This window comes from Shewanella sp. HL-SH5 (genome assembly GCF_051163755.1).
Lineage (GTDB): Bacteria > Pseudomonadota > Gammaproteobacteria > Enterobacterales > Shewanellaceae > Shewanella > Shewanella glacialimarina.
This window is the reverse complement of the sequence record NZ_CP195038.1, coordinates 40,918-55,271: the sequence shown is the minus strand read 5'-3', so window position 1 is coordinate 55,271 and position 14,354 is coordinate 40,918. Positions and strand designations below refer to the sequence as shown.

At 42.2% G+C, this 14,354-nt stretch carries 12 protein-coding genes and 1 riboswitch; of the genes, 2 read left to right on the top strand and 10 right to left on the bottom strand.

The features are described from left to right. Positions 1–105 precede the first annotated feature (105 nt). The 4 genes from moaE to moaA all read right to left on the bottom strand — a co-directional run bounded on the left by moaE (position 106) and on the right by moaA (position 2,462). A complete protein-coding gene (gene moaE, locus ACRWQM_RS00220) occupies positions 106–570 on the bottom strand; it encodes a molybdopterin synthase catalytic subunit MoaE (protein WP_434927601.1) in 465 nt (154 codons plus the stop codon). Position 571: 1 nt separating this feature from the next. Further along, positions 572–820 (bottom strand): molybdopterin synthase sulfur carrier subunit, encoded by a 249-nt coding sequence (moaD, locus tag ACRWQM_RS00215; RefSeq protein WP_434930868.1) that lies wholly within the window; start codon positions 818–820, stop codon positions 572–574. A 131-nt stretch (positions 821–951) separates the two neighbouring features. Then, a complete protein-coding gene (gene moaC, locus ACRWQM_RS00210) occupies positions 952–1,428 on the bottom strand; it encodes a cyclic pyranopterin monophosphate synthase MoaC (protein WP_434930867.1) in 477 nt (158 codons plus the stop codon). Positions 1,429–1,481: 53 nt separating this feature from the next. After that, complete coding sequence (gene moaA, locus ACRWQM_RS00205) at positions 1,482–2,462, bottom strand: GTP 3',8-cyclase MoaA (protein WP_226412403.1); 981 nt, start codon at positions 2,460–2,462, stop codon at positions 1,482–1,484. Next, positions 2,450–2,583: riboswitch (molybdenum cofactor riboswitch) on the bottom strand. It overlaps the preceding gene by 13 nt. Positions 2,584–2,823: 240 nt before the next feature. On the opposite strand from moaA, the gene ACRWQM_RS00200 reads away from it, so the two are divergent. Both ACRWQM_RS00200 and ACRWQM_RS00195 read left to right on the top strand, forming a co-directional pair. After that, on the top strand, positions 2,824–4,473 hold the full coding sequence (locus tag ACRWQM_RS00200) for an electron transfer flavoprotein-ubiquinone oxidoreductase (protein ID WP_434930866.1): 1,650 nt from the start codon (positions 2,824–2,826) through the stop codon (positions 4,471–4,473). Between the two features lie 136 nt (positions 4,474–4,609). After that, a complete protein-coding gene (locus tag ACRWQM_RS00195; RefSeq protein WP_434930865.1) occupies positions 4,610–6,526 on the top strand; it encodes a methyl-accepting chemotaxis protein in 1,917 nt (638 codons plus the stop codon). Between the two features lie 74 nt (positions 6,527–6,600). Here ACRWQM_RS00195 and ACRWQM_RS00190 read toward each other — a convergent pair whose 3' ends face one another. The 6 genes from ACRWQM_RS00190 to ACRWQM_RS00165 form a co-directional block, all read right to left on the bottom strand. After that, a complete protein-coding gene (locus tag ACRWQM_RS00190; protein ID WP_434930864.1) occupies positions 6,601–6,984 on the bottom strand; it encodes a DUF4870 domain-containing protein in 384 nt (127 codons plus the stop codon). An 18-nt stretch (positions 6,985–7,002) separates the two neighbouring features. Next, positions 7,003–7,695, bottom strand: coding sequence for an MOSC domain-containing protein (locus ACRWQM_RS00185; RefSeq protein ID WP_434930863.1), 693 nt, complete (start codon positions 7,693–7,695; stop codon positions 7,003–7,005). Positions 7,696–7,936: 241 nt separating this feature from the next. Continuing rightward, complete coding sequence (locus ACRWQM_RS00180) at positions 7,937–8,782, bottom strand: PfkB family carbohydrate kinase (protein WP_434930862.1); 846 nt, start codon at positions 8,780–8,782, stop codon at positions 7,937–7,939. 107 nt (positions 8,783–8,889) lie between these two features. Then, positions 8,890–10,869, bottom strand: a complete 1,980-nt coding sequence (locus tag ACRWQM_RS00175) for a hypothetical protein (protein ID WP_434930861.1) — start codon at positions 10,867–10,869, stop codon at positions 8,890–8,892. A 129-nt stretch (positions 10,870–10,998) separates the two neighbouring features. Beyond that, the gene (locus tag ACRWQM_RS00170) at positions 10,999–12,336 is read right to left on the bottom strand and encodes a coproporphyrinogen III oxidase family protein (protein WP_434930860.1); all 1,338 of its coding nucleotides are present in this window, start codon (positions 12,334–12,336) and stop codon (positions 10,999–11,001) included. Between the two features lie 353 nt (positions 12,337–12,689). Beyond that, complete coding sequence (locus tag ACRWQM_RS00165; RefSeq protein WP_434930859.1) at positions 12,690–14,210, bottom strand: PKD domain-containing protein; 1,521 nt, start codon at positions 14,208–14,210, stop codon at positions 12,690–12,692. Positions 14,211–14,354 lie beyond the last annotated feature (144 nt).

Here is a 14,354-nt window from a genome sequence, read left to right as displayed (position 1 = left end):
AATAAAATAGCCATTTTTTGCTCAGCCAAGACGGTGACAAAGTCAAAATACACCGACTGAATATATTGTTTTGCTTGGTGTCGTCCATAGTGATCACTTTATCCGCTAGTCTTTTTGCCACATTTTAGCGGCTTGCTCATCACTGTCACGGGCATCAACCCAATTGCTGCCATTACTGCCAGCCTCAAGCTTCCAAAAAGGCGCTTTAGTCTTTAAAAAATCAATTAAAAACTCGCACGCGGCAAAAGCGGCTTTGCGATGGGCACTGGTCACACCGATAAACACGATCTGCTCACCTAAAGACATAGTGCCTACCCGATGAATGATGGTGACATAATTAAGCGGCCAACGCTCTTTTGCTTGCTGAGCAATTTGCATTAGCACGGCTTCTGTCATACCAGGGTAATGCTCTAACGTGAGATCGGTCACTGGATTACCGTCATTAAAATCTCGCACTTTACCCACAAAAGTCACTACGGCGCCGTCGCTATGATCACTGGCCAGTAGGTTATATTCTTCTGCTACATTAAAGTCTGCTGTTTGCACTTGCACTTTAGCTGGCTGGGTCATATTAGCCCCCTGTAACAGGCGGAAAGAAGGCCACTTCATCACCGTCAGCAACTAAGGTATCCCACTGACTAATGGTTTGATTAACCGCAACCAGTAATTTATCTGACGCCATCACTTTAGCCCACTTGTCATCTTGTGCGGCTAAAGCAAGTCTCAAAGATTCTGCGGTGGTGATACCGTTAGCAGGAAAAACTAATTTGGCGGTACCTAATAATTCACGTACCTGAGCAAAAAATAATACTTGGATCATAATCTTATGTTCACTTATCAATATCGATTAACGTAGGATAATACTGGTTTTAATAACAAGAGCGAATTTAGCAACAATATGGGGGGTTACAACAATCCTGGGGTTAACTCATCATGTGATACCAACAAGATTTAGGCTTTAAAGTGGCCTGATTTTCCACCACGCTTTTCCAGTAATCTAACCTGTGAAATCACCATATCTTTTTGCACAGCTTTACACATATCGTAAATGGTTAATGCCGCCACTGATGCCGCAGTTAATGCTTCCATTTCAACGCCGGTTTTACCGGATAACTTACATAAACTATTAATGCGTACTCGATTAAATTCAGGTTCGGCGACTAAGTCAACTTCCACTTTTGTTAGCATTAATGGGTGACACAAAGGAATTAAGTCAGCGGTTTTTTTAGCCGCTTGAATACCGGCAATACGTGCTGTAGCAAACACGTCACCTTTATGGTGGCTGCCGCTCATGATCATTTCAAGGGTTGCCGGGGCCATTTCAATAAATGCTTCAGCGCGGGCTTCACGTTCAGTCACTGCTTTCTCGGTCACATCGACCATGTGGGCATTGCCGTCAGCATTAATATGGGTAAATCCGTTGCTCATGTATACAGCCTTTAAATTAGATAATAGAAAAATTCAGCTAGCACTAATATTCACTAGCCACCAATAGATGCTAAGTGCTGGGTAACGCCGGTGATCCCTTGGTGCAAATAATGGGTTTGTTCTTTTTGGGCAAGTTGGCCATGAAGACGTTCGATAAGCTCAGATCGTTGATCGGCATGTTGTAGTAGATCACGTAAATCAAGGCCGCTTTCGGTGAATAAGCATAAATGTAGTTTACCTTTCGCCGATACCCGAAGACGATTACAGCTTGCACAAAAATCCTTTGCATAAGGCATGATCAAACCAATTCGGCCTTGGTAATCTGGACGGCTGAAGTTTTGCGCAGGGCCATCGTCAACGGCGGAGCGATCATGTAGCCAGCCTTCAGCCATCAAGCGCGCCTTAATATCACTACCCGCTAAATGATGCGCTTTAAAATAGTCATGGCCTAAACCGGTTTCCATTAACTCAATAAAACGTAAATCAATCGGAGTGCTTTTAATCCAGTGTAAAAAGCGCGGTAAATCTTTGCTGTTTAAATCTTTCAGTAATACAGCGTTGACTTTAACTCGCTCAAATCCGGCTTCCAGCGCAGCATCAATACCGCGCATCACTTCATCAAACTTGTTTTCACCGGTGATTTGATAAAACATTCGCGGGTCTAAACTATCCACCGACACATTAATGCGCCTTAAACCTGCGTCATACCATTGCTTAGCATTTTTTTCTAAGCGATAGCCATTGGTGGTGGTGGCAACAGTGTGAATGTTTGGATTATCAGCAACAATGCGCACAATGTCGGTAAAGTCTTTACGTAGGGTAGGCTCGCCGCCAGTGATACGAATTTTTTGCGTACCGACTTCGCCAAAGGCCGCCACCAGATTCTCTATCTCTGATAACGTCAAAAAGCTTGGTTTACCATCGGGGCGATAGCCATCTGGTAAACAATAGGTGCATTTAAAATTGCACACATCAGTGACTGACATGCGCAAATAGTGAAATTTTCGACCAAAACTGTCTTGTAGTTGGGACATGTTAACCTTTCCAAGTGTGGGAGGTGAGTGCATTTCTTTGCCCACCCCGGTGGCATTATTACCACGGCTAAATATCCATATCGATAGACGTAGGATAAAAAGCTCGGAGAACCGTCGTTATTGATTATAGGCCTAAAATACTGGCCACAAATACCCCTTTTGCTGTATTTGTCGATAATAGTGATAATTGCATTAGCGATTTGTGACTCTGCTCACTATGATCAAATAGATTGAAATACTGGGCTGCAAGATAAAATTGCGGTAAGGTAAGCAATAGAATAAACGATCGTTTAGTTGTCGTAATCATACACAATAATAACTATAAACCCGTTATACAGCGGGCAATTTTAAAGGTGAGAAGATGGAACGCGAATCAATGGAATTCGACGTAGTAATCGTCGGAGCGGGTCCTGCAGGTTTAGCAACCGCATGTCGTCTAATGCAAATATCTAAAGATGCCGAAAAAGAGATCACCGTTTGTGTGGTCGAAAAGGGCTCAGAAGTCGGTGCCCACATTTTATCTGGCGCGGTTTTTCAACCCGAAGTGTTAGACGAGTTGTTTAATGACTGGCGTGATACAGACTCACCGATGAAGACCAAAGTCACTGATGACGATATTTACCTACTTAGTTCCGAGACCCAGTCTCGTCTTATCCCAAATAGTTTAGTGCCAAAAACCATGCATAATTCCGGTAACTATATTATTAGTGTCGGTAATTTAGCTCGCTGGTTAGCTGAGCGCGCTGAAGCTATGGGCGTCGAAATTTTCCCCGGCTTCGCCGCAAGCGAATTACTGTTTAACGAAGATAACAGCGTAAAAGGTATTTTAATTGGCGACATGGGCGTTGGCGAAAATGGCCAACCCAAAGATAGCTTTATGCCAGGTATGGAATTACACGCCAAATACACTGTTTTTTCTGAAGGTTGTCGTGGTCATTTAGGTAAACAACTGATCGAAAAGTTCCATTTAGATAATGGTAAAACACCACAACATTATGGCTTAGGATTTAAAGAGATTTGGAAAATCCCAGCTGAACAACATCAACAAGGTAAAGTGGTTCACACAGGTGGCTGGCCGCTAAACAATGGCTCATCAGGTGGTGGTTTCTTGTATCACATGGAAGATAATCAAGTGGCGGTTGGTTTGATTGTTGACCTAAACTACAAAAACCCGCACCTCAGTCCATTTGATGAGTTTCAGCGTTATAAAACACACCCGGTTATCTCGCAGTATTTAGCAGGTGGTGAGCGACTCACCTATGGTGCACGTGCCATTGCCAAAGGCGGCTTAAATTCGTTACCTAAAATGAGCTTCCCAGGCGGACTTATCATTGGATGTAATGCCGGTACGTTAAACTTTTCCAAAATCAAAGGCACTCATACCGCCATTAAAAGTGGTATTTTAGCGGCTGAAACCTTAGGTGAAGGCTTACTTGCGGGATTAATCGGTGGCAAAGATTTAGACTGTTTCCAAACTCGCTTTGAAAAAAGCTGGCTGCACGAGGAGTTACATCAATCACGTAACTTTGGCCCTGCTCTACATAAGTTTGGCACTCTTATTGGTGGTGCATTTAACTTCATCGACCAGAATTGGTTTGGTGGCAAGTTCCCGATGACATTTAGAGATACCACACCTGATTATGCCACTATGGGACTTGCAAGCGATTACAATAAAATCGATTATCCAAAACCTGATGGCAAGTTGAGTTTTGATAAACTGTCGTCAGTTTATTTGTCCAATACTTATCATGAGGAAGATCAACCTTGCCATTTGCGCTTAAAAGACCAAAGCATTCCTATTTCGGTTAATTTAGCCAAGTTTGATGAACCGGCGCAGCGTTATTGTCCCGCAGGTGTATATGAAGTTGTTGAGGAAGCGGGGGACAAAAAATTTGTTATCAATGGCCAAAACTGCATCCATTGTAAAACCTGCGACATTAAAGACCCAAGCCAAAACATTACCTGGGTAACGCCCGAGGGCGGCGGTGGTCCAAACTATCCAAATATGTGATTGATGTTTACTTATTGCCTTTAATTTTAATAAACGCACTATAATTGGTGCGTTTTTTTTATCTATTAGGCTAAGCTTGTTCAAGTTTACCCGCTTCAGTCCGATATAGAGTGACAACTGTAACAAGGCGTATGACATGAATTTTTTTAGCCAATTGACCATCAAACAAAAAATATTACTTACCGTGACACTTGCGGTTCTGTTTTCAACCATTCTAGTGGGCGTAATAAGCCAACGCAGTGCCAAAAATGTGGTTGAAGAGCGTATGCTTAGTTCAGAAATGCCCAGCATATTAATGCAAATGCGTAACAAGGTTGAGTTGGATATCAGCACATTAATGAATGCCGCTGAACAACTGGCCAGTAGCAAGATGTTACTCAAGTGGTTAGAACGAGGCCGCCCTGCAAGTGAAGAAGGCGATGTCGTCGCACAGCTAAAAAGCATTACCCAACAATATGATCTTGCCCAAGCCTCTTTTGCGGACAGAGAAACAGCAGCGTACTACACCCAAGACGGCTTTTTACGAGTATTGAACCAACAACAGGACGGCTGGTTTTTTGACTATAAAAACAGTGGTCAGGAGCGGATGCTCAATGTTTTTACCGAGGACAATGGTGATGTCAAACTATTTATTAACTACCAACAGCCGAATGGCCGCGGCCTAGTCGGTTTAGCAAAATCACTTGATGACATGGTAAATCTATTAGCCTCGTTCAAAATTGAAGATACAGGCTTTGTTTATTTAGTCGATGCTGAAGGTCAGGTGAAGCTATATAATGATAAAAATCAGAAAGGTAGAACCTTAAATCAGTTATACCCCAATGCCGACATCCAAAAGTTGCTCAATAAAAATGACTTTAACCTTGTTAAAGCGGCGGTCGACAATCAAGACATGTTAATTGCCAGTAGCTATATTTCTTCTATGGGCTGGTATTTAGTGGCTCAAGTACCTGAAGCTGAGGTTTTTGCATTAATCGAAGAATCGTCATATCACATTTTGATTTCGACTATTATTATTGCGGCACTATTTATCGCTATCGCTATCGCTGTAGCCGGTTCAGTAAGCCGTCCGATCACTCAAGTTGCCGAGTTATTTCGCAACATTGGTGAAGGCGAAGGCGATTTACGTCAACGTTTACCTGTTAATGGTGAAGATGAAATAGCTCAACTTGCCCGAGGTTTTAATAGCTTTATCAGTAAAATTCAAGATTCTGTTATCGAAGTCGCTCAAACCAGCGAACAGCTGGGTAAATCGGCTATTGATGTATCAAATCAAGCGCATCAAACATTAGAAGACAGCAAACTTCAGAAAGACCGCACCATTATGGTAGTGACAGCCATAAATGAAATGGGTGCCACGGTTAATGAAATTGCCAGTAACGCAGCCCAAGCAGCGGTTACCGCAAGAGAAGCCGATACGGAATCAGCTGAAGGGCAACAAGTTGTTACCCGTGCCCGTAATACCATTAATCAATTGTCTAAAGATGTAGGTCAAGTAGGTGAAGTGATCGAGTCACTGGCGACTCATACCAAGTCGATTGGCGGTATTTTAGATGTTATTCGCGCCATTTCAGAACAAACCAACTTACTTGCGTTAAATGCCGCGATTGAAGCTGCGCGCGCAGGTGAAGCGGGTCGAGGTTTTGCGGTTGTTGCCGATGAGGTTAGAAACCTTGCGTCACGCACCGCAGCATCAACCAATGAAGTGCAAACCATGATTGATAAGTTACAGTCTGAAGCAAGCCGAGCTGTTAGTGCGATGGAGCAGTCACGAAATCGCTCACGCGAAGGGGTGCAAGCCGTTGATGATGCGAGTAACTCACTTAGCGGTATTAGCCAGCAAATTGCCTCAATTAGCGACATGAATATTCAAGTTGCAGCGGCCACCGAAGAGCAATCAACTGTGGTTGAAGATATTAATCGCAACGTGACCGAAATTAACGATATTACTCAACGTACTGCACAAACAGCACAAGCTGCAGCACAGGCGAGTCAATCACTTAATCAACTTGCCACCCGCCTAGATACTTTAGTGGCACGCTTTAAAGTGTAAAACTTTGACCGCACTAATAAAAATGCCGCGATGACTCTTCTGAGCTCGCGGCATTTTTTATTGCGTGACAAAGCTTATTTTAAAAACTTAATCGTTAACGGGTATTGATACGCCACACCTTCGGTCGCTTTCATAATAGCGATAATGGTGCAAATGATATCTAACAGGGCCAACGCTCCTAGCAAAAGAAATCCTATGCCGACAAACATTAACACCACTGAAATACAGACATAAATAAACAAACTGATTTTAAAGTTTAAGCAATTTTTGCCACACTGATTGGCAAACTCAAACTCATCCCGCTTCATTAACCAAACAATTAATGGCCCTAAAATACTGCCCATTGGTATCACATAACCGGCAAAACTTGAGGCATGTACCAATACGCCCGTATCACGAGCTTGCTTATCATTACTTGACTGGTGGCTAGATTGGTTGCTGGGTTGTAAATCTTCCATGATATTTCCTTAAAATAATTATTCCGCCTTACCATACAAGCGCATCTGCCAATCTTCAATCGATTGATGACTGATACGACGAGTTAGTGAATCCACCCAGGATTGCGCTAATCCAGGGCATTGTAAAAGTTGTTGATATTGTTTGGCATCAAACTCTGGCAAAAAGTAAATTTTCATCGCATGGGCAATACTAATATCAGATAAACGATCGACCAGATAAATAGCGTCATCATTGGCAATATCACCCTCTGATAGTACCCTATAAAACCAGCCACACATTTTGCTTTTTTGCATCGCAAGGGCAAATTCAGGGTGCCCAAATTGAAGATTAAGCTTAAAACAAGGTGAGCGCGGTTGAGTGACTTGCAAAGTGACATCACCAATTTGAATAATATCGCCGATATTCACCTGGGATTCATTCAAGCCAACAGTACTGATATTTTCTCCCATTGCGGGCGCATCTTTAAACGATGACATCATGTCCCAACGACGATATTGACCATAATGTTCACGGGGAAAATGATGTAGGACTCGATCTAAACCGCCATGATGTTTAGGGTCTGCTTCACCATTACCAAGAACCCGGTCAAACTGAACCGTCAGTTTATTAACAGCATACTTCTGGTTAATACAACTGGCTACACCGTTGTGCATTTGTACTTCGTCACCTAAATAAAGTGCCGATATTTGATTTACTATGCGATTTTTCACTCAGTACATCCTTGAACAAGATCTGCTTTGAAACATCAACATACCTAAATAAAATGTAAAAAAAAAGCCTCACCAATGAAACGGGTAAGGCTGAATATATCAAGTGGGGAGTTCAGGCTCTATGAGATAGAGTCAGAACAAAAAAACGCTTAAGACATTAAAGAGTAAACTAGCTCTTCAACATAAATAACTTTACCCTGCTTTGATGACAAACAAATGACATACATTAACTAAGCAGGTATTAACTAAACAGATAGTTTTTTAGCTTGTCCCCGGGCACAGAACTCGGAGTCGCAACGGCAAAGGCTGCCCATCTAGCACCTTCGGCCATTGCAGCGGTCATACTATGACCATTACATAAACCATGAATAACACCAGCTGCATAATTATCACCCGCACCCGTGGTATCGACGACATCAGTTGGCACAGCTGGAACATGTTGCTGAGTGTTTTGAGTATAAACCGTCGCGCCCTTTTCACCGTCGGTGACAATAAAAGACTGCACATGCTCGCCACTGATCGATTTAGCAAACGCCCACAAATCCTGGCCACAACGTCCTTGCATATCGGTAATAGAAGCTATCAATACGTGACAAGGCCTTGGACGTTGATCTTTGGCTAGTTGCGCCACCACCAGTACCTTAGATTGCTTCATGGCAGCTAATGCCCATGCATCAGCACCAATTGCAGACGTATTAATGTAAAACGCATCCCACTTTGCCCAATTAGGCTGCTTAGCTAATTCAAACGTTGGTCGCTGCGGCCTGATAATGGTTCGTTCACCATCGGGTGTCATCACCAATAGCATTTCACAGGTGTTACCGGCAAAACGTTGCACCATTCTACAATCTAACCCCTGGGTGCTGGCTTGTGCCACAATCCAATCGCCAATATCATCCGTGCCCACTTGGCTCACTAAAGACACATTATGCTGCGCCCAGACTAACCCTAAACCCGTATTAGCCCCGCCGCCACCGAGCCGGAGCCCACCATCTTGATAATGAAAACGGCCACCGGTTTGTAGCGGTTTATCAAGCCGAAGAATTCGGTCACAGTTGATGTTTGCCAGTAATAAAATATTAGCCATGATAAATGCACAATCACATAATTGAGGTCGTTTAAGAGTACCCGTTATAAAAAAAACGGCAACCTAAGTTGCCGTAATAATTGATTGAGCTAAAACAATGTTAAAAATTAATTCAACTTAGCAGAAGAATTAACGCGCAATAACCCAATTAATAGTGGATTGGTGTTTTCACAGCTTTGTTGAAAATTCACCGCTAATTTCTCCACATTATTATTGGCATCATATACCAATTCTAATATTTCAAAACTGCCTAGACTATTGTTACAACCCCTACCGTCGCCGGTAAAACTTAACCCCGCGGTAACAGGTGATTGGAATGGATAGCGTGTTGCGTTTTCATATTTTTTTACCGCTAAACTTTCGCCTTTAGGGGCGGCAAGATCTAAGTTCCACCATGTATTAGAGTTAATACCGACAGAAATATAGTCCCGTTGTTCGGCGCCATTACTGAACACTGTGAATGATGAATCTGAGGTATCGAAAGTCTGAGTTTGTCCGCCACCAATATAATCCCCCATTGAACTCACAAAGTGAAGTACTGTGCTGCTCGGCGTAAAGTACTTTATGGTGAAATCAGACGAAATAACATAGCCCTGACCGTTATCAATTTCAAGACGCACTGAAATATCATTAGCATGCCCTGCGGGAGCAGAAAATGTCGTCTTACTCGCTGATTTATCGGCAAATACAAGACCTACATTATTGACATCAATCCATTTGAAATTAAGTTTTTTGCCTTTATTCATCACCGATTTAGATGCATCTAAAGTGGGGAAGTCGTCCGCCTGATACAAGCCTGTCCCTTTGTCCAAGTTGATCAAGATTGCATCATTAACATTAATGCCAGTGACTCGGTATACGTATCGAGCAACATCTTGAGTGCTAATTAATTCAAATGAATCAATTTCATATTCTCTACCTGCAGCTAATGGCGTCTTAGGTGTAATACTAACAATTGCCCCTGCAACAGACACGGTTGCATCCACGCGATGATAAGGCCAGTTAGTCGTATTGAATGTTGTGGTATACGTCCCTGACTTCACTGGTCTAGACATAAGAAACTGAACACTTCCACCACTGGCAGGAAACTCGGTCAGCAAATCGCTATTTAACACGCCAACAAAATCAAAGTTGTCTGAACGGTAGGCGTTTACGTAGTTATTTTCGCCACCCGAAAACCACCACAAGGAACCTTCAACAGCATAGCTCCAAGAAATACTGTAAATGTCAGAACCCGATTTAACATTCATAGATTCAGAGTTGGTCACAAAGTTACTGCTGGTCTCAACAATATCGGTATTTGAAGTAAAAACATGCATCAAGCCCTTATGGGGATACTCAGAAAAGTGCCCAACTAAAGGTTCTTTAAATGCAAAAGAAAAACTCACTGCCGCCACAGGTAATTCAATTTTCCCCGCACCGCTAATGCTATAAGTCGCATCTGAAAACTGCTCAGAACGGGTAATAGCCGTATTAACAAAGTTCATTTTCAGGTCCGCATTACGATCAACTATAAGCGATACATTGCCTATATTTTTAACTGTGGTTTTTTGACTAACAGCGAACTTTTGAATTTCGGTACCCAAAATCCCTTTGAACTGAAGAAGGGTTTCTCCGTCAAACTCAACATCCGATAAATTAACTTCTGCGAGTGTTTTACCGTCGTCAGAATTAAGGCTAACGATTTTAACGGCAACCACGCCTGAAATCGTGCTATCTAGGGAAGGGATGTAGCAATCACGATAATCCATAGAAATAACATCAGCAGCTGAAATTGTGTTGCTGCCATCAATATCATTGATTGTTCTTGTGGAAATACCGCCGTTATTACAACTTTTATCGATACCTAAATCGTTAAAACTGGCTTGTTTGATAATGCTATTGGCAAATGTGCCAACCTGAATAAAGCTTTCTGCCACACTCAGGGCCATAGTCGATGTGTTTACAGGATCATCTTGAACTTTAAAGGTTGGAAGTGGAGTGACTGGTGGTGGCGTAATTGCAGGCGAAGAATCAGACCCACCGCCACAACCCGCTAATGAAAGTACTAATGCACCTAATGCAAATCCCTTTGAAAACTGGCTCATAACTATCCTTTGAACAAATAAAACCTAATTAGCAGAAGCGAGCATCATAACTGAGTTCTATTTGTTAAAGAATAGTGACATAGCCGTGTTAATGAAATATTTACGCTAATGCGTCAATCTTAAAGAAAACTACATATCTAAGTCGGTTAATGGCTTGCGCAGTTGCGCCCTGACATTATCCATACCCGAATAAAACTCTTTCATCATCAATAATCCCATCATTTTGCCGTTATCAGTCACAATCAGTTTATCGGGGTTTACTGGGTCATTCTTAATCGCGCCCATTGCTTTCATTGAACTCATTTCTTTGAATAATGCGGTATCTAAATTCACCCCAAATTCATCGCGAAAATACTTACGTGATAAACGACCAGAAAACATGCCTAGTAAGAAGCGATATTGCATCACCTCTTTCTTTTGATAATGCTTTTGTTGCTCAACAGCCATGCGCCCCTGGGCAATACGCTCTTGGTATTTTTTCAGTGAGAAAGTATTGACATATAAAGTATCGTTTAAAAAACTAAATGACCCAGACCCCACACCTAAATACTCATCATGATCAATTACATACTCATCAAACCCTTCATCATTGGCTTTGCCAAACGCCCAGGCTGACAACTGGGTATATTGGCCGGTTAATTTGTTAAGGATCTGACGGTATTGATTAATCATTTCACCCTGTGGCGCTGCCAGCGTGCCTTTAACACTTTTACGGGTTTGATGGGTGATCATTAATGGGTATGTGGTAATTTGTCTTGGGTCTAATCGAGAGGCCATTGCTAAATCTGACTGAATAACCTCATCGGTTTGGCCGCGAAAACCAAAAATCAAATCGACATTGATGATCGGAAATAATTCTTTTGCCGCCATAATACGGTCAAAAGTTTGCTGGCCTGAACCAAACTTATCTAAGCGGTCAGTCATTTTTAAAATACCGTCATCAAAGCTTTGTACCCCAATCGACATACGGTCGACTAAGCCTTTCAACTGCCTAAATTCAGGGTTAGCTAAATGCTGTGGGTCTGACTCACACGACACTTCTTTAATATCAGGAAACAAGGTTTTAGCATGTTCAATGGTACGGGCTAATTCATCTTCCAATACCGTAGTGGTACCGCCGCCAATATACATAGAGCTAAATTGATAACCTAAGTCTTTGGCCATCTGCATTTCTTTGCGCAGCGCAACAAAGTATTCCCGCGCTTTATCTTCGCGGAATAAAAAACGATGAAAAGTACAAAAAGAACACAGGGTATGACAAAACGGGATATGGGCGTACAGCATGTACTTGCGCCCTTCCACAGGTTTAGGCATACGGTCGGTTGAAATGGTATCTAGGCGCAAATTTTTATCGACATAAAACTGCATCACCTTTTCCATCGAGCTCACCATCCAGTTCGGAATGGTAATATTCGACTGATAAGGCTGAATCAACCCATTAGATGCTGGTTGAATAATTGGAGACATACATAATCCTAAATGAGTGCTATTTTTTGCGAGCAAAATCAATGATTACAAAGCGATAAAAGACACATCCTGCAAGCGGAATCTAAAAATACCACTTTAGATATAGATAAAATGTGAGGTAGACGATGCTATGTAAACTAAAAAGTAAACTAGCAGGATTTTCAGAGACGATTTGTTAAGCAGGTCATGTTTTAGATTTGATTAATGTATTGAACACCCAAAGTGTGTTTGTCAGCAATTAATAGCTTACGGCAGGCTTATGTGCAGATATTAGATGATGTGAAGCATCCACAATGCTGGTTATATAAACCAGCATTGTGTAAATGATAAAACCAACATTTATACGAGCAATACTACTGAGCAATGATCAGAAATGTACTCGGAAGTAGAGATGTTTGAATACCATCACTGACGCTGACTTCTAGGGTATACCAACCAGGTAAATCCGGCGTAAAATCGGTCACTGACTGAGTTGGCGCGCTAAATGTGCCTTCTGTACCAGGATCTTTTTCCACCAAGCGCCATTCAAAAGTTAGAGGTTGACCTTCGGGATCCGTCGCCAGCACTTCTAGCTGAGTCGGATCGCCTGCAACAACGTGAGTATTGTATATAACCTCAGTAATGACCGGCGGATGGTTAACAGCAGCGCGGATCATTTGGGTTGCTGGCTCTGAGGTTAGTTTATTATCAGTAGCTGTCAAAGACACAAGATAATCCCCTTTGGCATCAAGGTATAGTTGAGTATTCTGCTGATTGGTACTGGTAAATTCGGCGCTGCTATCGCTAGGTTTAGAGACTAAGCTCCAGCTATAACTTAAGCTATCATTGTCAGGGTCAACTCCCACACCTTGCAAGTTAATGGTTTCACCTTGTTTAGGTGAGCTAGAATTGAGATTAATGCTCACAACTGGGGCTCGATTGACCGCCGTTACCTGCAATACCAATGTCTTTATATCTTGTAGTTTGCCATCACTGACCGTCAGCTCGACATGGTATTCACCTAAAGTACTCGCGGTAAACTTCGCTAGCTGCGTTGCTGCCTGCTCAAGTTTTACGTTGGCATTGTCCGGCTTTTGAATAATTTGCCAGCTAAAACTTAAACTATCGCCATCAGCATCCGTACTTTGAGCAGCAGAAAGCGCCAGCTCCTCATTCACTTTCAGTACAGTACTCGCAGCTGTAATAGATGCCACGGGAGCCGTGTTACTGGTAACCCCTGTAGCTGTGATAACACGCTGAACTACATCGGTATTGTTATCTTGATCTTTCAAGCGCAACTGTACTTTATACTCACCCAACTTGTCGGCGGTAAAATATGTTTCTACTGCGTCTGTGCTGGTCAGTGTCGCTACGCTAGCAGTAGGCTTCTCTAATAAACTCCAACTAAAGCGAGTGTCAGTTTTTAGCTGACTGCTTTCACCTGAAAGCGTCACTTTATTACCCTGCTTGACCGTACTTGCAGAAGTAATAATGGCTGTAATCGCTTTATCCCCTCCAACTTGTAATACTAAGCTAGCCTTATCAATTGCGCCTTTCCCATCGCTTACAGTCAAGCTGATTTGGTATTCTCCAGCCATCGTCAAATTAAAGCTCAGTTGCTTACTCTTAGCATCATTTAAAGCCAAGACAACACCTTGTGGATCAATAACCTGCCACTGGTAACTTAAATTATCACTATCCGGGTCGCTACTTTGATCTCCTCGAATTAATACCGTGTCGCCAATACTCATTGAGGTACTATCTATTGAGGCTATAGCAATTGGTGCACTATTGTTTTCTATAGGCGTTGTTGAACTACTATCACCAGAGCCGCCACCACAAGCAACCATGCTAAATGCCATAAAAGGGAATACTAGGTAAGATTTCATTTTCATTACACATCCTTGTTATTGTTTAATTTTCATCCTCACATCCATCCTATGTCATTCCTTTCATATAACAAAACGTAAAATGTTACATTTTATTAAATAAGTTAACCTATTCAAGTTAAAGTATTAATTCAACTCTCGCACAGGCCT

Excerpts from the sequence above, each read along its gene's own strand:
- moaE (WP_434927601.1), bottom strand. The coding sequence starts at position 570 with ATGACCCAGCCAGCTAAAGTGCAAGTGCAAACAGCAGACTTTAATGTA.
- moaD (WP_434930868.1), bottom strand. The coding sequence starts at position 820 with ATGATCCAAGTATTATTTTTTGCTCAGGTACGTGAATTATTAGGTACC.
- moaC (WP_434930867.1), bottom strand. The coding sequence starts at position 1,428 with ATGAGCAACGGATTTACCCATATTAATGCTGACGGCAATGCCCACATG.
- moaA (WP_226412403.1), bottom strand. The coding sequence starts at position 2,462 with ATGTCCCAACTACAAGACAGTTTTGGTCGAAAATTTCACTATTTGCGC.
- ACRWQM_RS00200 (WP_434930866.1), top strand. The coding sequence starts at position 2,824 with ATGGAACGCGAATCAATGGAATTCGACGTAGTAATCGTCGGAGCGGGT.
- ACRWQM_RS00195 (WP_434930865.1), top strand. The coding sequence starts at position 4,610 with ATGAATTTTTTTAGCCAATTGACCATCAAACAAAAAATATTACTTACC.
- ACRWQM_RS00190 (WP_434930864.1), bottom strand. The coding sequence starts at position 6,984 with ATGGAAGATTTACAACCCAGCAACCAATCTAGCCACCAGTCAAGTAAT.
- ACRWQM_RS00180 (WP_434930862.1), bottom strand. The coding sequence starts at position 8,782 with ATGGCTAATATTTTATTACTGGCAAACATCAACTGTGACCGAATTCTT.
- ACRWQM_RS00175 (WP_434930861.1), bottom strand. The coding sequence starts at position 10,869 with ATGAGCCAGTTTTCAAAGGGATTTGCATTAGGTGCATTAGTACTTTCA.
- ACRWQM_RS00170 (WP_434930860.1), bottom strand. The coding sequence starts at position 12,336 with ATGTCTCCAATTATTCAACCAGCATCTAATGGGTTGATTCAGCCTTAT.
- ACRWQM_RS00165 (WP_434930859.1), bottom strand. The coding sequence starts at position 14,210 with ATGAAAATGAAATCTTACCTAGTATTCCCTTTTATGGCATTTAGCATG.